Origin of the sequence: Gemmiger sp. An194 (assembly GCF_002160145.1) — a bacterium.
GTDB lineage: Bacteria > Bacillota > Clostridia > Oscillospirales > Ruminococcaceae > Allofournierella.
Window position 1 is genome coordinate 186533 of the sequence record NZ_NFKA01000003.1, and the last position, 17763, is coordinate 204295.

Here is a 17763-nt window from a genome sequence, read left to right on the forward strand (position 1 = left end):
TGTACCGTAAGCCTCTCTGGCGCAAAAGGTTTTGAAGCTAATCAAACCCTTTTGAAAGTTTTTTAACAAACGAATCCGGCGGCATCCTGTCGCTTCCCGCCTCTGCCCGGCGGCTATTCCGCCGGGATGTATTGGTACAGCATGGAGGGGCGGCCGCCGGTCTGATAATCCACGGTGCTGTGCAGCACGCCGGTCTCCACCAGATGGTTCACATAGCGGCCCACCGTCACCCGGGACAGGCCCACCGCCTCGGAGATCTCCTCGCTGGTGTGGGCTTTGCCCGCCTGGGAGCGCATATATTCGCGGATCTTGTCCAGCGTGCGTTTCTGCAGTCCCTTCTTCAGCGCGGGCTCCTCGGCCGGAGGCTGTGCCAGCAGCCGATCGATCTGCTGCTGGTGCAGCCCGTCCTGCTCGCTCATCCGGTCCAGCTGCCGCCGCTGGCTGCAGAAACGGACCAGCGCCTGCTCGAACCGCTCGTATTCAAAGGGCTTGACCAGATAGTCCGTCACACCCAGCTCCAGCATGCGGCGCACGGTACCGCCCTCGTTGGCGGCACTGACCACGATCACCCCCGGCCGGGGCGTTACCTCCGCCAGCTTTTTCAAAAACTCCAGCCCGTCCATCACCGGCATATAATAATCCAGGATCACCAGATCCGCCGGGTTTTCCTGCAGCCAGGCCAGCGCGGCCTCGCCGTTGTGGAAGGTCTCCTCCACGGAAAACTCCCCCTGTGCCTGTACATACTGCTGATTGATGGCCCGCACCATGGGGTCGTCCTCTACAATGATCACTCGATACATGACGATGCCTCCCTTGCTTGTGTGGCGATGCTCACGGTAATCCCCGTTCCCTCGTCCGGCTCGGTGTCCACCTGGATCTGCCCGCCCCAGGCCTCCACGATGCTGTGCACCAGCGAAAGGCCGGTGCCCCGGTTTTCGCCCTTGGTGGACACGCCCTGCTCAAAGATGCGCTCCAGCACCTGCGGCGGGATACCGCCTCCCGTATCCTCGCACTGGATCAGCAGGCCCTGCCCGCTGCAGTAAACGCCCAGACTGATCTCCTTCACCGGATGATCCCGGCGATCCAGCTCCTCGATGGCATTTTCCAGAAGATTGCCCACTATGGTCTCGCAGTCCTCCGGGGGAATGATCAGATCGTCCGCCATGCAGCGGCTGTCCGGCTTGAGGGTGAGCAGAATGCCCTTTTCCTTGGCCCGGATCATCTTGCCCAGAATCAGCGCCGCCAGATGGGGCACCGCGATCCGCTCGGACACCGCTGCCAGTGCACTGGCGGGCAGAAGGGTGCTGCGGGTGATGAACTCCACCGCTTCCGTCAGGCGGCCCATCTGGATGTAGCCCAGAATCACATGGAGCTTGTTGTTGAATTCATGGTTGTAGGCCCGCAGCGTATCCACCAGAAAGCGGGTGCCGGTGAGCTCTTCGGCCAATCGGGTCACCTCGGTCTTGTCTCGGAACACGCTCACCGCCCCATCGCAGACTCCGTCCTTGCACAATGGGATGCGGCTGGTGATGATCCGCCTGCCCCGCAGGTCCATGATCACGTTGTTCTGTGCTCTGCCGCTCTCCATCACCTGAGGCAGTCGAGTCTCCGGGAACAGCTCCGTGATAAGGGTCCCCTCCACCGCCTGCCCGGGCGGGATATCCAGCATGCGCCGGGCGGACGAATTCATCAGAATCACCCGGCTCTGGCGGTCAATGGCAAACACGCCCTCGTCCAGTGCATCAAGAACTCCGCTCTGCTGCAGATACATGGCGGCGAATTCCTCGGGGCCGTGCCCCATCAGGGTCCGGCGCAGCCGCCGCATCATCTGGCGCACCACCACCAGCGCGATGAGCGCCAGCAGCAGCGCAAATACCAGATAAATCGCCAGGATCTGCCCCCGGGTATACACCATGCTTCGAATCAGCATGGATGCCATCACAAACCCTGCCACCCGGCCGGAATCATCCCGCACCGGGCAGAAGGCCCGCCGCTGCTCCCCCAGCGTGCCCCGGCCGGTGGTGATATACGGGTCGGCTCCCTCCAGGGCGGGCTGTTCGTCGCCGCCCACAAAGCGTTTGCCGATCAGCGCCTCATTGGGATGATACAGCCGCACCCCGGCGGCATCGCATACGGTAATGATCTCGACGGAGGACAACGCCAGCACCTGGTTCAGATATTCCTTCAGCTCTTCGGGGTCGCCCTGGCCCTGCAGCGTCTGCAGCACCTGGGGCATGTGGGCCACAATGGCTGCCGTTTCGGCAATGGTACGGTCCACATGGCGCTTCTGGCGGTAGATGCTGTAATACAGGGTGATGCTGATCGAGATCAGCAGCATGATGGCGATGCCGCCGATCAGCGTGGAGTACAGCTGCCGCTCAATGGTCCGTTGTTTCAACGTCCTCGCTCCTTTCCGCCCTGCGGGCACAGCGGCCCCGGCACAGACATGATAGCACACCGGTCGGCTCCTGTCCACGAGAGCGTTGGCCGGTCTGTTCCCAGCAGCCTCCTCCCCGGCAGGCGGACAACGGTTGCTTTTTTGGCCAGTACAGAAGTCCTTCTTTTCATCGTTATTTCTCTTGTGAAATAACGCCTGCTGTGCTAAAATCAGAACAGAGTTGATCGGCGGCCCCGCGTCGCTTTGAAAAAGGAGGACAGACAATGGCATTCGGTGCACTGATCCCCGCCGCCGGGCTTTCCTCCCGGATGGGCCGGTTCAAGCCGCTGCTGCCTCTGGGCGGCGGTTCCCGGCTCACCGAGGAGGGCCGGACGCTGCTGCTCCGGTGCAGCGCCATGCAGCGGGAGCTACAAGCCTGCTGCCACCGGATTTTTGAAAAACATTTTTCCGATTACATCCTGCCCGCGCAGGACTGAAAAAAGTCATTTATGGGAGGTACCGTTATGAAGCTGATGAAGACCGAGGAAGCGGTGGGCCAGGTGCTCTGCCATGACATCACCCAGATTATTCCCGGCGTGAAGAAGGGCCCCGTGTTCAAAAAGGGTCACGTGATCCAGGCCGAGGACGTACCCGTACTGCTGAGCGTGGGCAAGGACCACATCTACATCTGGGAAAACGACGAAAACCATCTGCACGAGAACGACGCGGCCGAGATTTTACGCCAGCTGTGCCAGAACGAATATATGAGCGCCAGCGAACCCAGCGAGGGCAAGATCGAGCTGACGGCCGAGGTGGACGGCCTGTTCCTGGCCGATACCGAGCGCCTGTTCCGGCTGAACCGGCTGGGCGAGGTGATGGTGGCCTGCCGCCACAGCGGCTTTGCGGTGAAAAAGGGCGACAAGCTGGCCGGCATGCGGGTGATCCCGCTGGTGATCGAGGCCGCCAAGATGGAAGCCGCCCGCGCCGCCGTGGGGACCGAGCCGCTGTTCCGGCTGGTGCCCTTCCGGGAGCTGAAGGTGGGCGTGGTGACCACCGGCAACGAGGTATTCTACGGCCGCATTCAGGATTCCTTCACCCCGGTGATTGAGAAAAAACTGGCGGAGTACGGCTGCCGGATGGCCTGGCACACCGTGCTGAACGACGACCACGAGAAGATCACCGCCGCCGCCAACCAGATGCTGCGCGAGGGCGCAGACATGGTGCTGTGCACCGGCGGCATGAGCGTGGACCCGGACGACAAGACCCCCCTGGCCATCAAAAACACCGGGGCCAGCGTGGTGAGCTACGGCGCGCCGGTACTGCCGGGGGCCATGTTCCTGCTGGCTTACGCCGAAGGCAACCGCCCGGTGTGCGGTCTGCCCGGCTGTGTGATGTACGCCAAGCGCACCATTTTTGATCTGGTGCTGCCCTATCTGGTTGCCGGGGTTCCGGTCACCGCCGACCAGCTGGCCGCCTACGGCAACGGCGGGCTGTGCCTGAACTGTTCGGTGTGCACCTTCCCCAACTGCGGCTTCGGCAAGGCCTGAGCCATCACTTTATATAAAGGAGCATTCCCATGCCGTTTACTCATCTGAATGAAAAAGGCGAGGCCATCATGGTGGACGTGACCGGGAAGGCCGTGACCCACCGCACCGCCATCGCCTCCGGGCGCATCTCCATGAGCGCCGAGTGCTACCAGGCCGTGAAGGAAGGCAGCGCCAAAAAGGGCGATGTTCTGGGCGTGGCCCGGGTGGCGGGCATCATGGCCACCAAGCGCACCGCCGACCTGATCCCTTTGTGCCATGTGCTGGCGCTGACCAAGTGCGCCGTGGATTTTACGCTGGAGGACGAAAGCCACTCCATCACCGCCCGCTGCACCGTGCAGTGCGAGGGCAAAACCGGCGTGGAGATGGAGGCGCTCACCGGCGTTTCCACCGCGCTGCTCACCGTATATGACATGTGCAAGGCCATGGACAAGCGCATGGTCATCTCTGACATCCACCTCTGCGAAAAGCAGGGCGGCAAAAGCGGCGACTTCGTGTTTTAAGCCGCGCCGCTTTCCCCGCGATTGATCCTTTTGCTTCAGCCCGGTGTAAATCCACAGGGTTTGAAAATAAATCTCCCTGAAATACGGGAAAAGGAGTTTTATCCATGAAAAAGGCATTCGCACTTGCCGCAGTCTTCGCACTGGCGTTCTCGCTGGTGGGCTGCGGCGGCGGCGCATCTTCTGCCGCTTCCGGCGCGGCGTCCGCATCCGATTCCCAGACCGAAACGGATGCCGAACCGGTTGAGCTGACAGTGTTTGCTGCCGCCAGCCTGACCGAGACCCTGAACCAGATCGCCGAGGACTACAAGGCCGTGGCCCCCAATGTGACCCTGACCTTCAACTTCGATTCCTCCGGCACCCTGAAGACCCAGATCCAGGAGGGCGCAGTCTGTGACATGTTCCTCTCGGCCGGGCAGAAGCAGATGGACCAGCTGGACAAAACCGCCGATGCCAGCGTGAACACCGATGGCCTGGACTTTGTGGCCGAGGGCACCCGGGTGAACCTGCTGGAAAACAAGGTGGCCCTGTGTGTGGCCGAGGGCAGCGACGCCTCCATCGCCAGCTTTGACGACCTGGCCAAAGCCCTGGAGGGCACCGACATCCTGATGGCCATGGGCAACAGCGATGTGCCGGTGGGCCAGTACACCCAGCAGATCCTGACCCACTACGGCCTGGACGAGGAGGCCCTGGCAAACGCCGGCAAGATCACCTACGGCTCCAACGTGAAGGAGGTCACCACCCAGATCACCGAGGGCAGCGTGGACTGCGGCGTGGTCTACTGCACCGACGCCTACAGCGCCGGGATCACCCCGGTGGATTACGCCACCGAGGAGATGTGCGGCCAGGTGATCTACCCCGCCGCCGTGCTGAACATTTCCCAGCACAGCGAGGAGGCGCAGGCCTTCCTGGATTATCTGCAGACCGACGCGGCCATGCAGGTGTTTGAGGAAGTGGGCTTCTCTCCCGTCAAATAATCACAAAGAACGGGGCAAGGCGAATCTGCCTTGCCCCGCTTTTCGGATTGGAGTTTTCCACATGGACTGGTATCCCCTGTTGAATTCTGTGCGCATCGCTGCCATCAGCAGCGTGCTGGTGTTCTTTTCCGGCATCTTCGCCGCCTACTATGTGGCCCGGCTGCCCCGGGCGGTGAAGGGCCTGCTGGACGTGGTGCTCACCCTGCCGCTGGTGCTGCCACCCACGGTGGTGGGTTATTTTCTGCTGCTGGTGTTCGGCGCAAAGCGGCCGCTGGGCATCTTTCTGGCAAACTTCGGCATCAAGTTCGTGATGACCTGGTACGGCGGCATCCTCACCGCCTCGGTGGTGGCCTTCCCGCTCATGTATCGCACCGCCCGGGGCGCCTTTGAAAGCTTCGACGAGCGGCTGGCGGACGCGGGCCGCACGCTGGGGCTTTCCAACACCTACATCTTCTGGCGGGTGCGCATGCCCGCCTGCCGCCAGGGCATTCTGGCGGGCGCGGTGCTGGCCTTCGCCCGGGCGCTGGGCGAATACGGCGCCACCAGCATGCTCATCGGCTACACCCCCGGGCGCACCGCCACCATCTCCACCACCGTGTATCAGCTCTGGCGCACCGGCGACGACGCGGGCGCCTTTGCCTGGGTACTGGTGAACCTGGCCATCAGTGCCGCGGTGCTGCTTACCGTGAACCTGCTGGAGCAAAAGCAAAGGAGGAGCGCCCCATGAGCCTGTTTGTGGACATTGAAAAGGACCTGAGCTCCTTTCACTTAAAGGTAACGCTGGAAACAGACGGCGGCATCACCGGCCTGCTGGGCGCTTCCGGCTGCGGCAAAAGCATGACCCTGCGCTGCATCGCCGGAGTGGAAACGCCGGACCGGGGCCGCATCGTTTTGGACGGCCGCGTCCTTTTTGACTCGGAGCAGCGCATCAACCTGCCGCCCCAGCAGCGGGGGGTGGGCTATCTGTTCCAGAGCTATGCCCTCTTCCCCACCATGACCGTGCGCCAGAACCTGCTGGCAGGCCTGCACCGGGAAAAGGACAAGGCCAAAAAGCAGGCTCTCTACCGCCAGGCGGTGGAGCTGCTGGGCCTTTCCGGGCTGGAGCAGCGCCGCCCGGCCGAATTATCCGGCGGACAGCAGCAGCGGGTGGCGCTGGGACGGATTCTGGTGAACCGGCCCCAGGTGCTGCTGCTGGATGAGCCCTTCTCCGCGCTGGACAGCCATTTGCGGGAACAATTGCAGCTGGACATGCTGCGGGTGCTGAAGGATTTTTCCGGCGACGTGCTGCTGGTGACCCACAGCCGGGACGAGGCCTACCGCATGTGCGGCCGTCTGGCCATTCTGGACGAGGGCGAGCTGCTGCGCTGCGGGGCCACCAAGGAGGTATTCGCCGACCCGGGCAGCCGGGCGGCGGCACGGCTCACCGGCTGCAAGAACATTGCGGCGGCCCGGCGCATCGCCCCCAACACCGTTCTGGTGGAGGACTGGGGCGGTCTGGAATTCACCACCGCCCGCCCTGTGCCGGAGGACCTGTGCGCCATCGGCATTCGGGCTCACTACTTCCACCCCAAGGCCCCGGCCAACCGCTTCAACGTGGAATACACCGGCCAGATTGAGGAGCCCTTCGAGTGGATCGTACAGATGCGCGCCGCGAACCAGACCCCCGGCACGCCGGACATCTGGTGGCGCATGACAAAAGACAAGCGCCCCAATCCCCTGCCCGGCCAGCTGGGCATCGCGCCGGAAAATATTCTGCTGCTCACCCGCTGAGCGATTGCATCAGGCTTCGCCCGACCATCCTGTTTGTAAACAGGATGGCCGGGCTTTTTTGCGCCTTGCCCATCGAAAAAATGTTAATTTTTTGTGAACCCTCTTGACAAGAAAAATCAGCAGTTCTACAATGTTAGCAGTCGAAGCGCTAGAGTGCTAAAACAAATAAAATTTCTTACTTTGTTCGGTAATGAAAAGGGGGCTTGCCCAATGAACACCAACAAATTTACACAAAAGACGCTGGAAGCGCTGCAGAGCGCCCAGCAAACCGCCATTGAATACCAGAACCAGACCCTGGAGCCCGAGCACTTGCTCTTTGCGATTGCTAACCAGGAGCAGGGTTTGATTCCCCAGCTGCTGCAGCAGATGGGGGTGGAGCCCGGCAATTTCGTTTCCGCCGCTGCTCAAAAGGTTTCCCTTCTGCCTCACGTGACCGGCTCCGGCCGGGAGGCGGACAAAATTTATATCTCCGCCGCCACCGATAAGGTGCTGAACGCGGCCGAGAGCACCGCCACCGCCATGAAGGACGAGTATGTGAGCGTGGAGCATGTGTTCCTGGCCCTCATCGAGAACCCCAACAGTGCGGTGGCCGAGCTGATGAAGCGCTTCTCCATCGACAAGAACAAGTTCCTGAGCGTGCTTTCCGGCGTGCGGGGCAACCAGCGGGTGACCAGCGACCATCCCGAGGACACCTACGATGTGCTGAAAAAGTACGGCCAGGAGCTGGTGGAGCTGGCCCGGCAGCAGAAGCTGGACCCGGTGATCGGCCGTGACACCGAGATCCGGAACGTGATCCGCATTCTGAGCCGCAAGCGCAAAAACAACCCCTGCCTGATCGGTGAGCCCGGCGTGGGCAAAACCGCCATCGCCGAGGGTCTTGCCCAGCGGATCGTGCGGGGCGACGTGCCTGAGAATCTGAAGGACCGGAAGGTCTTCAGTCTGGACATGGGCGCTCTGGTGGCCGGTGCCAAGTACCGGGGCGAATTTGAGGAGCGTCTCAAGAGCGTATTGCAGGAGGTCAAGAAGAGCGAAGGCCAGATCATCCTGTTCATCGACGAGCTGCACACCATCGTAGGCGCGGGCAAAACCGACGGCGCCATGGACGCGGGCAACCTGCTGAAGCCGCTGCTGGCCCGGGGCGAGCTGCACTGCATCGGTGCCACCACCCTGGACGAGTACCGCCAGTACATCGAGAAGGACCCGGCCCTGGAGCGTCGGTTCCAGCCGGTGATGGTGGATGAGCCCACCGTGGAGGACACCATCTCCATCCTGCGCGGCTTAAAAGAACGCTACGAGGTGTTCCACGGCGTAAAAATTCAGGACAGTGCCCTGATCGCCGCGGCCACCCTGTCCAACCGTTATATCTCCGACCGTTTCCTGCCGGATAAGGCCATCGACCTGGTGGACGAGGCCTGCGCCATGATCCGCACCGAAATGGATTCCATGCCCGCCGAGCTGGACGATCTGCGCCGCAAGATCATGCAGCACGAGATCGAGGAGGCCGCCCTGAAGAAGGAGACCGACACTCTGAGCGCCCAGCGCCTGGCCGCTTTGCAGAAGGAGCTGGCCGAGATGCGGGAGCAGTTCAAGGCCATGAAGGCCCAGTGGGACAACGAGAAGAACAGCATCGGAAAGGTGCAGAGCATCCGCGAGCAGATCGAGCAGACGGGCGCCGCCATCGAAAAGGCCGAGCGGGAGTACGATTTGAACAAGGCCGCCGAGCTGAAATACGGCAAGCTGCCCGAATTGCAGAAGCAGCTGGCCGAAGAGGAAAAGAAGGCCGAGGCCGCCGGTCAGGCACAGGACACCCTGCTGCGTGACCGGGTGACCGACGAGGAGATCGCTCGCATCGTGGCCCGCTGGACCGGCATCCCGGTGGAGAAGCTGGTGGAAGGCGAGCGTGAGAAGCTGCTGGGTCTGGAGGACATCCTGCACAAGCGGGTGATCGGCCAGTCCGAGGCGGTGACCAAGGTAAGCGAGGCCATCCTGCGCAGCCGGGCCGGTATCGCCAACCCCAACCGCCCCATCGGCAGCTTCCTGTTCCTGGGCCCCACCGGCGTGGGCAAGACCGAGCTGGCCAAGGCGCTGGCCCAGGCTTTGTTCGACGACGAGAAGAACATGGTCCGCATCGACATGACCGAGTACATGGAGAAATTCAGCGTCAGCCGTCTGATCGGCGCGCCTCCGGGCTATGTGGGCTATGAGGAGGGCGGTCAGCTCACCGAAGCGGTGCGCCGCCATCCCTACAGCGTGGTGCTGTTCGACGAGGTGGAAAAGGCCCACCCGGATGTGTTCAACATCCTGTTGCAGGTGCTGGACGACGGCCACATCACCGACAGCCAGGGCCGTGTGGTGGACTTCAAGAACACCATCATCATCCTGACCAGCAACCTGGGCAGCCAGTATATTCTGGAGGGCATCGGCGAGGACGGCCAGATCAGCGAGGACGCCCGCAAGGCGGTGGACGGCCTGCTCAAGAGCCAGTTCCGTCCCGAGTTTTTGAACCGTCTGGACGAGATCGTTTTCTACAAGCCTCTGACCAAGAACGAGATCGGCGGCATTGTGGAGCTGCAGCTGGACGACCTGCGCCGCCGCCTGGCCGACAAGCAGCTGAAGCTGGCGGTTACCGACGCGGCGAAGGACTTCATCATCGACGAGGGCTACGACCCCATCTACGGCGCACGGCCGCTGAAGCGGTTCATCCAGAGCCGGGTGGAGACCCTCATCGCCCGGGAGATCATCGGCGGCGTGCACAACACCGGCGACACCCTCACCGTGGACGTGGAGAACGGCGCGCTCATCCTGCGCTGATTCCCCTTTCCCAATACGCAAAATGCCCCGTGGCCGCTGGCCACGGGGCATTTTTTCTTACCGCATGATTTTCTTGAACACAAGGAAGGAGTAAACGTAAATCCAGATCACGCCGCCGAAAATCACCACCAGCAGCGCACCCAGGGTGAGCCCCTCGCCCAGAGCCTTTGCGAACAGGCCCAGGAACAGCAGCGCCACGCCCATCACCACAAATGTGATGCCGCCCATGCGCTGGGTGCGGTTCCAGTTGTGCTCGTCCGCCAGCGCCCAGGGGGTGCGGCAGCCGAAGGTGTAGTTCTGCTTGATGCGGGGCATATAGTTGCCCAGCAGGATGAACAGAATGCCGATGCCGCCGCTCACCAGCACTCCCACCAGGCTGCTGCCGTCCGGCAGGACGTTGTAAACGGTGAGCTCACTCAGCCAGCTGATGCCGCACATAAACAGCACGATGCCCGCCAGAAAGCCCCGGTAGATGCCGCCGAATTTCTGAAAGTTCTCGCTGCGGGGGTCGATTTTAGGCACCACCGCGATCAGCAGCAGAATCACCGCCGGGATCAACGCGGTGACCAGAATCATATATTTCGGGCCCCAGCCGTCCACCTGGCCGTCAAAGCCCCAGTGCATGGGCACCGTGTCCGGCATGGCCGGATAAAAGCACAGATGGGCGATGAAATTCACCAGACACACCGCCCCCAGCGCGATCAGCAGTTTTTTATTTTTCATTGCTTTCGCCTCCCTTGGCAAACCCCATATCGTAAAACCATTTCATCAGCTCCTGGAACACCGTCAGGTTCAGGCAGTACACAATGTTCTGCCCCCGCCGCTCGTCGGTAACAAGGCCCGCCGCCTTCAGAATACTCAGATGGTGGCTGACCGACGGCTTTGTCATCTGAAACCGGGCGGCAATGTCGCCCGCGGTCATCTCTCCGCCGCTGAGCAGCTCCAGAATGTGCCGCCGGGTCGGGTCCGCCAATGCCTTGAACGCATCCCCCATGATCGCAATCCTCCTTTCGCCCTGGTCCGGGCGGTTCATTTTTATCTTTTCGATATTTAGATAATTTTCTAAATATCTTTTCAAGTTCAGTATAACACTGGTCCAGAGTACTGTCAAGGGCAGCGAAAGGGGCGCGGCAAATTTTGCCGCGCCCCTGTTTTTTGTGCTCAAATGACCATCACATCGCAGCTGACCACTCGCCAGCCACCGTCCTCGTTTTCGGTATTGTTCATCCGGTAGAAGTAGCCATATTCCGGCACCAGACCCTGGGCGTCGCTGCACTGCCACAGCACCACCACATAATCCCTTCCCTGCCGATAGACCTGAGTAAACCGGCTGGCGGGCTCCGGCCCCTCCAAAAGGCCGCCCATCTCCTGCAGCCGCCAGCCTTCCGGCTCCTGGTAGCACATCAGCTCCAGCACCTCCGGCGCGGGCTGATAGTCCAGAATGCCCAGATAACGCTCGGCTGCATCTGCCAGCTGATTGGTGGTAACGGTCTGCCCCTGTGCAATCTCGCCTTCCTCTTCCATCCGCACAAACAGATAGGCCAGCTGCTGGTAAGGGCTGATGTCCTCCACATCCGAAAATCCCTCCCGGCTCAGCCAGTTCCGCACCAGCTTTACTTCATCCTGCAGCTCTTCCAGCTGTGCCGTATCCAACCCCGGCACACCGTGCCGGTCAAGGTCGCTCTCCGGCTGCATCTTCCAGATGCAGCCTTCGTCGTAAAAGCTGTCCGATCCATCGTGGAACGCAAGCCAGTAGGTATGCTGGCCCTCCAGTAAAGGGGTATTGCCCCGCTTTTCCACATCCAGGTCCACGAACACCCGGTAGATCCCGTCCTGTTCGGTCAGACCCACCGCACCGCTGTTCAGCTCCAGCCCGGAAAGGTCTGAAAGAGCGTAGAAGCCCGCATCATACACCGGTTCCCCGCTCAGGGCAAAGCACCGGTTCACCGCCTGCTGATCGCCGTGCTTGAGGGCGTCCACCAGAGCGAAGGCATTTAAGTAGCCTTGGGCGGTCAGCGGGTCGGTCTCTGCGATGCGGGCCGCTGTGGATTCCTTTGTCTCGGGCGGCTCGTTGTTCTCCTCTGCGGGCGCGCTTGTCCCCGACTCGGAGGCCGTGCCGGATACCGCGGCAGAAGCCGGTTCCGAGGTACTCTCCCCGCCGGGCAGCTGCACCCGCAGCCCGCAGCAGCACAGCAGAGCAAGCAGGGCCATCAGGCCAAACACCGCCGCGCCCTTTTTGCCCTTCACCGGGCGCATCACCCGGGCAAAGCGGCGCATGATCTCTTGCTTTTCCAACGCAAACCGGGTGGACAGCACCGGCGCGGGCTGCCCGGCAGCATCAATGGCATGGAGCAGCGCCTGGCAGTAGGCCTGCCGCCACTGGGGCGGACGGCTGGCCGCCACCGTCTCGTCGCAGGCCAGCTCGATCTCCCGCTGGGCCTGCCCGGCCATCCAGTGGACCAGCGGGTTGAACCAGTGCACCGCCCGCGCCAGCAGGATCAGCAGCTTGCGCTGGATGTCCCGTCGGCGGCAGTGGGCCATTTCATGGGCCAGAATCAGCGCCAGCTCCTCTTTGGGCGGCAGCTTCACCGGCAAAAGCAGGGTGGGCGAAGCAAGCCCCGCCATCATGGGGCTGGCCCCCAGCGGGCTCTGCCGCACCCGGGGCAGGCTGGAAAGCCCCGCCTCCACGGCGGCGGCGCGAACCACCGGCTCCACCCAGTCGGGGGCAGGCTGCTCCCAGCGCCTCACCCCATGCCGCCAGCGAAGGTAGGACGCCATCTGCACCGCCAGCATTCCCGCCGCGCCCAGCAGCCATACCGCCGCCGCCACGGTCAGCGGGCTTGGCAGTGTCCGGCCCGGTTGTGTCGGCTCCTCCCCGGCCGGAACAAAAGTCCCGCCGGAGGGCAGGGTCTGGGGCCCGGCTTGCTCCTGCGTCCGCTCACCGCTGCCCATGAGCCGTGCTGCTGCCTCGGGCACCTCCAGAACGAAAGCAGGACGATTTGCCACCGCTTTGCTTTCCGGAAGAAGTCCGGCCAGCGGCAGCACCAGCAATGCCGTCAGCAGCAGCGTCCAGACCCGGCAGCGCCAGCGGGCACAGACCCGCTTTTCCAGCCGCTTTTGCACAAGTGCCCACACCAGGCCCGCCGCGCTTGCCCCGACGCTCACCGCAATCACTGACAAAAACAGGTCGTTCATCTCACTCGTCCTCCTGCTTCAGCTGTTCCAGATAATCCGCCAGCTCCTGCACCTCCTGATGGCTCAGCGCGTGGCACTGGTGCAGCGCCGCGATCAGATTTTTCGCGCTGCCGCCGAACATACGGCCCAGCGCGCTTTTGCTTTCCACTTGGAGATATGCCTCCCGGCTCACCAGCGGCCGGATCAGATAGGCCCGGCCCTGCTTTTCCCGCGCCAGAAAGCCCTTTTGCTCCAGCCGGGTGAGCATGGCCAGAATGGTGGTAGGCGCCCACTGCTTTTTGCCTCCCAGCACCTGCTCCAGCTGGGTGCGGGCCACCGGCGCCTCAGCCGCCCACACTGCCTTCATGACCTCCAGCTCTGCGTCCGGCAGGCGTTTGATCGTGTTTTCCATCCCGTTCACCTCCATTTTTCTACACTTGTAGTATCTAGCTATATTCTACGATTGTAGAATATAATCTGTCAAGCCTCGCGCAAACAAAAAAGAGGCCCACAAAGGCCTCTTTCTGCTTACTTGAATGGTCATTCCACCGTGATGCGGCAGGGCAGCACGCTGCCCTCGTCGGTTTTCCAGTAAAACCAGTCCCCGTCGAACCGCAGCTCGCCGTCGGTGTGCAGCGGGTCCGGCTGGGTGCTGGTCAGCTGCAGCAGCTGGCGGCCGTCCTGGTCGGTGATGGTCAGGGTGCTTTTGCCCTTATCGTCGGTTTCCAGGGTCAGCCGGGCCAGCGCCTGGCTGGTCAGCTCGGTGCCCTGGCTGTTGTAGCGGCGGATCTTCTCCCCCACCAGCACATAGAAGCCCTCGTCCATCGGGTCCTCCCACCAGGTTTCGGCCCCCTCGGGCAGCTGCCGGGGTTCGGCGGTGGGCAGCGGCGGGGCCACCGTTTCCTGGTAGGCCCACAGCTCCGCCAGGCTGGCAAACTGCGCTTCCAGCACCGGGGTGCCATTCAAATCGCAGAAGCCCCACAGCCCGTCCGCGCAATAAGGAGCCATGGAAGCGCCGGGCAGATAGGCATATTGTTCTGCCAACCAGTCCATCCGCTGCCAGAGGTCGGACTCATCCGTCGGGCCATCGTACTGGTGCAGAATCACATCCGCGCCGGCCGTGTACAGGGGCTTGTACTCGCCGCCCGCCGCCCGGTAGCCTGCCTGGCCCTGCCCATACACAAAGGCCCAGTCGCCTGTGAAGGCTCCGAAATACTCATATCCGTCGTATAATCCCACATGCTGAGTCACCACCACGGCACCCTCCACCGGCTTCCTTGCACGCAGCTGCACCGTATCCTGTGAAGCTGCCTGCTCTCCCGCGCAGCCGCAGGCCAACAGCAGCAGCGCCGCCGCCAGGGCCAAAACGCCTCGTTTTGCGCTCATGCGGTCTTCTCTCCTTTCAGCTGTTGCGGCGGTACAGCACATAGTTCCCGTATTCCTCAAACTGCTGCTCGCCGCTCACAGCGGTGTACTGTTCATCCAGCAGCTGCTGCACCCCGGCCTCCACCGGCCCATCCACCGCCAGCCATTTGGGCGGGTCCTGCCGCAGCGATTCATTGATCTCGGCGCGCATGGCCGGGTCGTCCTGCGCCTGCCAGTCCTGATGGATGAAATACCGCTGGCAGGGCCGGATGTCCGCCGCCAGATACCACTGGGCATCCACGTTGTAGCCTAGCACCGAATCCCGCTCCTCGGCCGGAATCACCGCCGCAACAGACCGGGCGGCGTTGTTGTAATCCAGCACCTCATAGGGGTAACGGGCCATGAAGCTGTCCGCGTTCCAGCCGGGCAGCCGGACCAGCAGGCTCACCGCCCACAGCCCGCACAGCGCCGGCGCGGCCCAGGCCAGCTTGCAGCCCTTGCCGCCCCGGAAAAGCTCCGCCGCCAGCACAAAGGCCAGCGGGATCAGCGGGGTCGCGATCATAAAATAATGTACATAGGGGCGGTTTGAAAACAGCACATACATGCTCAGCGCCGTACTCAAAAGGCCACCCCAGGCCAGCAGGTCGGTTTTCCGCCGGATCAGAGCCGCGATGCAGAGCACCGCCAGCAAAAACAGCGGCGCGCCGAAATCGGTGAGCACCCGGTTCAGAGTGCTGGCCGCCCACTGATTGCCCGCGTAATATTCCGCAATGGAAAATTCGGTGGCATAAAAGATGTTGTAGCCGATGGTGCCGTAGAACATATCCCCCAGCGAGCCCTTGCAGGCAAAGTACACCGCAAAGGGGCCGGTGATGAGCACAAAGCCACCCAGAAAACCGCCCATGTTGGCGAAGAGATTTTTCCACTGGCGGCTGACCAGCAGCGCCAGCGTGATCACCAGCACATAGCTGCACACCGCCACCGCACTGGTGACCCGCAGCATCAAAACGGCTCCGAAGGATACGCCGTACACCGCCGCCCACTGCCAGGGGTGAGGCGCGGCCGGGTCGTCCCGGCGGGCAAGGCACCAGCGCGCCGCCAGATACAGGCTGACGACCAGAAAGGGCAGACTGTATTCCTCGGTCATGTTGCCCTCGTCAAAGGTGCGGGCCAGATACACAAGGGCCAGCGCCGCGGCTCCCAGCGCCCAGGGGCGGGAGAGCGCGGTGCGCCCCAGCCGGTACAGCCCCCAGATGGCGACGGCCAGGCTGACGGTCTGCACCACCAAAATTCCCGCCCGGCCGTGAAGCCAGTAGCCCACCGCATCCACAAAGAAGATCAGCGGGCCCTTGTGGTCAAACAGCTGGGAATAGGGGGTGAACCCTTGGGCCCAATACTTGCCGATGGTCTGAAAGATGGCGGAGTCAAACCCGCAGTATCCCGGATACAGAAAGCTGGTGGAATAGGAAAACCGCACCACAAACACCGCGGCCAGCGCCAGAACCGCCAGCACGGCGGCAGCCAGCCGGGCGGGGCGGTGAATGGTCCTCTTCAAAAAGCATCCTCCTTTTGGGCGTATCATCACGTAAAAATCCTTTATCAGGGTAACACAAACCCCCGCAAAAGTAAACCAAACCTGCCACTGGCAAAATTGTGCACAAATTACTCGTGTGCTTTCTGTGAAAATCGTCGATTTTCCAACTGTAAAGCGAAATTTGTTTGCGCTATAATGTTTCTGATTTAAGCTTATCGGGACGCACCGGGGCAAGAGGGGGAATCGTTTTGAACAAGAAAATCACCGTTGCGGGGCACGAGTTCTCGCTGCTGGCCATGACCTGGCCGGTGTTCATCGAGCTGCTTTTGCAGATGCTGGTGGGTAACATCGACCAGATCATGCTCAGCCGCTACAACGCCACCGCCGTTGCCGCGGTGGGCAACGCGAACCAGATCATGACCACCCTGATCCTCACCTTCAACGTGATCAGTCTGGCGGCCACCATCATGCTCAGCCAGTATCTGGGCGCGCGGGAATACGATAAGGTGGAGCAGATCTACACCCTGGCGGTCTGTTTGAACCTGGCCGTGAGTCTGGTGATCACCGGCGGCCTGCTGCTGGGCGCGGACGGCCTGTTCAGCATTATGCAGGTGCCCATGGAGGCCCGGCCGGAGGCGAAAAGCTACCTGCTCATCACCGCCCTCAGCCTGCCCTGTCAGGCGCTGATGCTCACCTTCAGCGCCTTTTTGCGGGCCCATGCCAAGATGCTTGTCATCATGCTCAGCACCGGCATCATCAACCTGATCAACATCGTGGGCAACACCGCCTTTATCTACGGTCTCGGCCCCATGCCCCGGCTGGGCGCGGCGGGCGCGGCGCTCTCCACCAGCATCTGCCGCACCGCCGGTATGCTGATGATGATCTTCGCCTTCTTCCACACCGTGCAGAACGCCCGGGTGAGCCTGAAGGCGCTGCGGCCCTTCCCCACCGACCTGCTCAAGCGGTTTCTGGGCATCGGCCTGCCCGCCGGCGGCGAGGGCCTTTCCTACAACCTGTCCCAGTCCACCAGCCTGGTGTTCGTGAACCTGATGGGCACCTTCGCGGTGACCACCCGCATGTACTGCGCCATGTTCGCCCAGGTGTGCTACATGCTCATCAGTGCGGTAAGCCAGGCAGTGGCCATCGTGGTGGGCTACTGCGTGGGCGCGAAGGCCTTTGACCAGGCAGACCGGCAGAACTGGAATGTGCTGAAAACCTTCACCCCCATCACCCTGATCATCGCGGCGGTGCTGGCGGTGTTCTCCCAGCCGCTGCTGAGCCTGTTCAGCAGCGACCCTCAGGTGATCGCTCTGGGCCGGAACGTGATGATCGTGGAGGTCTTTCTGGAGCTGGGCCGCTGCTTCAACATTTTGATGGTGCGCAACCTGCAGGCGGTGGGCGACGTGCGCTTCCCGGTGCTGGTGGGCATCGCCAGCCAGTGGATCGTGGGCGTGGGCGTGGCCTGGCTACTGGGCATCCATTTCGGTCTGGGCCTGGTGGGCGTGTGGATCGCCTTTGCGCTGGACGAAAACCTGCGTGCGCTGATCTTCGTCATCCGCTGGAAGCAGGGCGGCTGGCGGCGCATCAAGACCGTGTAATTCCGTTTTCATCAAAAACAGGGAGCACCGGCAGTTTGAAGTGACCCCGAAAAGTTAGACAATATTTTTGAAGAAATTGTTCAAGCAACCGAGAGGGCTTGTTGTCTGTGAAG

16 protein-coding genes are annotated in these 17763 nt (G+C 62.1%); 8 read left to right on the forward strand and 8 right to left on the reverse strand.

Translation table 11 applies throughout. The features are described 5' to 3' along the window. Window positions 1-113: 113 nt before the first annotated feature. Both B5F28_RS03160 and B5F28_RS03165 read right to left on the reverse strand, forming a co-directional pair. On the reverse strand, window positions 114-800 hold the full coding sequence (locus B5F28_RS03160) for a response regulator (protein ID WP_087293294.1): 687 nt from the start codon (window positions 798-800) through the stop codon (window positions 114-116). Further along, window positions 788-2398, reverse strand: coding sequence for an ATP-binding protein (locus tag B5F28_RS03165; protein WP_158097501.1), 1611 nt, complete (start codon window positions 2396-2398; stop codon window positions 788-790). The genes B5F28_RS03160 and B5F28_RS03165 overlap by 13 nt, the downstream gene beginning before the upstream one ends. A gap of 263 nt (window positions 2399-2661) precedes the next feature. Here B5F28_RS03165 and B5F28_RS14870 point away from each other — a divergent pair, with 263 nt between their 5' ends. The 7 genes from B5F28_RS14870 (at window position 2662) to clpB (ending at window position 9979) form a co-directional block, all read left to right on the forward strand. Then, window positions 2662-2874, forward strand: coding sequence for a glycosyltransferase family protein (locus tag B5F28_RS14870; protein WP_087293298.1), 213 nt, complete (start codon window positions 2662-2664; stop codon window positions 2872-2874). Window positions 2875-2901: 27 nt separating this feature from the next. Further along, the gene (locus tag B5F28_RS03175; protein WP_087293300.1) at window positions 2902-3924 is read left to right on the forward strand and encodes a molybdopterin-binding protein; all 1023 of its coding nucleotides are present in this window, start codon (window positions 2902-2904) and stop codon (window positions 3922-3924) included. Between the two features lie 29 nt (window positions 3925-3953). After that, window positions 3954-4424 carry a cyclic pyranopterin monophosphate synthase MoaC gene (gene moaC, locus B5F28_RS03180; RefSeq protein WP_087293302.1) on the forward strand — a complete coding sequence of 157 codons (471 nt, stop codon included), beginning with the start codon at window positions 3954-3956 and terminating at the stop codon, window positions 4422-4424. A 104-nt stretch (window positions 4425-4528) separates the two neighbouring features. After that, entirely contained in the window at window positions 4529-5398 is an 870-nt protein-coding gene (modA, locus tag B5F28_RS03185) for a molybdate ABC transporter substrate-binding protein (protein WP_087293304.1), read from the forward strand. A gap of 61 nt (window positions 5399-5459) precedes the next feature. Next, entirely contained in the window at window positions 5460-6125 is a 666-nt protein-coding gene (modB, locus tag B5F28_RS03190) for a molybdate ABC transporter permease subunit (protein ID WP_087293306.1), read from the forward strand. Continuing rightward, the gene (locus tag B5F28_RS03195) at window positions 6122-7168 is read left to right on the forward strand and encodes a sulfate/molybdate ABC transporter ATP-binding protein (protein ID WP_087293308.1); all 1047 of its coding nucleotides are present in this window, start codon (window positions 6122-6124) and stop codon (window positions 7166-7168) included. Before modB ends, B5F28_RS03195 begins: the two co-directional genes overlap by 4 nt. A gap of 210 nt (window positions 7169-7378) precedes the next feature. Continuing rightward, window positions 7379-9979 carry an ATP-dependent chaperone ClpB gene (clpB, locus tag B5F28_RS03200; protein WP_087293310.1) on the forward strand — a complete coding sequence of 867 codons (2601 nt, stop codon included), beginning with the start codon at window positions 7379-7381 and terminating at the stop codon, window positions 9977-9979. 57 nt (window positions 9980-10036) lie between these two features. On the opposite strand, the gene B5F28_RS03205 is transcribed toward clpB, so the two are convergent. The 6 genes from B5F28_RS03205 to B5F28_RS03230 all read right to left on the reverse strand — a co-directional run bounded on the left by B5F28_RS03205 (window position 10037) and on the right by B5F28_RS03230 (window position 16073). Next, window positions 10037-10702, reverse strand: a complete 666-nt coding sequence (locus tag B5F28_RS03205; RefSeq protein ID WP_087293313.1) for an SdpI family protein — start codon at window positions 10700-10702, stop codon at window positions 10037-10039. Next, window positions 10692-10973, reverse strand: a complete 282-nt coding sequence (locus B5F28_RS03210) for an autorepressor SdpR family transcription factor (protein WP_087293315.1) — start codon at window positions 10971-10973, stop codon at window positions 10692-10694. The genes B5F28_RS03205 and B5F28_RS03210 overlap by 11 nt, the downstream gene beginning before the upstream one ends. Window positions 10974-11140: 167 nt before the next feature. Beyond that, window positions 11141-13174 carry a M56 family metallopeptidase gene (locus B5F28_RS03215; protein ID WP_087293317.1) on the reverse strand — a complete coding sequence of 678 codons (2034 nt, stop codon included), beginning with the start codon at window positions 13172-13174 and terminating at the stop codon, window positions 11141-11143. A gap of 1 nt (window position 13175) precedes the next feature. After that, entirely contained in the window at window positions 13176-13565 is a 390-nt protein-coding gene (locus B5F28_RS03220) for a BlaI/MecI/CopY family transcriptional regulator (RefSeq protein WP_158097502.1), read from the reverse strand. A 128-nt stretch (window positions 13566-13693) separates the two neighbouring features. Beyond that, window positions 13694-14539: a hypothetical protein gene (locus tag B5F28_RS03225; protein ID WP_087293321.1), complete on the reverse strand. Its 846-nt coding sequence runs from the start codon at window positions 14537-14539 to the stop codon at window positions 13694-13696. 16 nt (window positions 14540-14555) lie between these two features. Beyond that, window positions 14556-16073: a glycosyltransferase family 39 protein gene (locus B5F28_RS03230; protein WP_087293324.1), complete on the reverse strand. Its 1518-nt coding sequence runs from the start codon at window positions 16071-16073 to the stop codon at window positions 14556-14558. Between the two features lie 227 nt (window positions 16074-16300). Here B5F28_RS03230 and B5F28_RS03235 point away from each other — a divergent pair, with 227 nt between their 5' ends. Beyond that, window positions 16301-17650 carry an MATE family efflux transporter gene (locus tag B5F28_RS03235; RefSeq protein ID WP_087293326.1) on the forward strand — a complete coding sequence of 450 codons (1350 nt, stop codon included), beginning with the start codon at window positions 16301-16303 and terminating at the stop codon, window positions 17648-17650. Window positions 17651-17763 lie beyond the last annotated feature (113 nt).

Excerpts from the sequence above, each read along its gene's own strand:
- B5F28_RS03160 (WP_087293294.1), bottom strand. The coding sequence starts at position 800 with ATGTATCGAGTGATCATTGTAGAGGACGACCCCATGGTGCGGGCCATC.
- B5F28_RS14870 (WP_087293298.1), top strand. The coding sequence starts at position 2,662 with ATGGCATTCGGTGCACTGATCCCCGCCGCCGGGCTTTCCTCCCGGATG.
- B5F28_RS03175 (WP_087293300.1), top strand. The coding sequence starts at position 2,902 with ATGAAGCTGATGAAGACCGAGGAAGCGGTGGGCCAGGTGCTCTGCCAT.
- moaC (WP_087293302.1), top strand. The coding sequence starts at position 3,954 with ATGCCGTTTACTCATCTGAATGAAAAAGGCGAGGCCATCATGGTGGAC.
- modA (WP_087293304.1), top strand. The coding sequence starts at position 4,529 with ATGAAAAAGGCATTCGCACTTGCCGCAGTCTTCGCACTGGCGTTCTCG.
- modB (WP_087293306.1), top strand. The coding sequence starts at position 5,460 with ATGGACTGGTATCCCCTGTTGAATTCTGTGCGCATCGCTGCCATCAGC.
- B5F28_RS03195 (WP_087293308.1), top strand. The coding sequence starts at position 6,122 with ATGAGCCTGTTTGTGGACATTGAAAAGGACCTGAGCTCCTTTCACTTA.
- clpB (WP_087293310.1), top strand. The coding sequence starts at position 7,379 with ATGAACACCAACAAATTTACACAAAAGACGCTGGAAGCGCTGCAGAGC.
- B5F28_RS03205 (WP_087293313.1), bottom strand. The coding sequence starts at position 10,702 with ATGAAAAATAAAAAACTGCTGATCGCGCTGGGGGCGGTGTGTCTGGTG.
- B5F28_RS03210 (WP_087293315.1), bottom strand. The coding sequence starts at position 10,973 with ATGGGGGATGCGTTCAAGGCATTGGCGGACCCGACCCGGCGGCACATT.
- B5F28_RS03215 (WP_087293317.1), bottom strand. The coding sequence starts at position 13,174 with ATGAACGACCTGTTTTTGTCAGTGATTGCGGTGAGCGTCGGGGCAAGC.
- B5F28_RS03220 (WP_158097502.1), bottom strand. The coding sequence starts at position 13,565 with ATGGAAAACACGATCAAACGCCTGCCGGACGCAGAGCTGGAGGTCATG.
- B5F28_RS03225 (WP_087293321.1), bottom strand. The coding sequence starts at position 14,539 with ATGAGCGCAAAACGAGGCGTTTTGGCCCTGGCGGCGGCGCTGCTGCTG.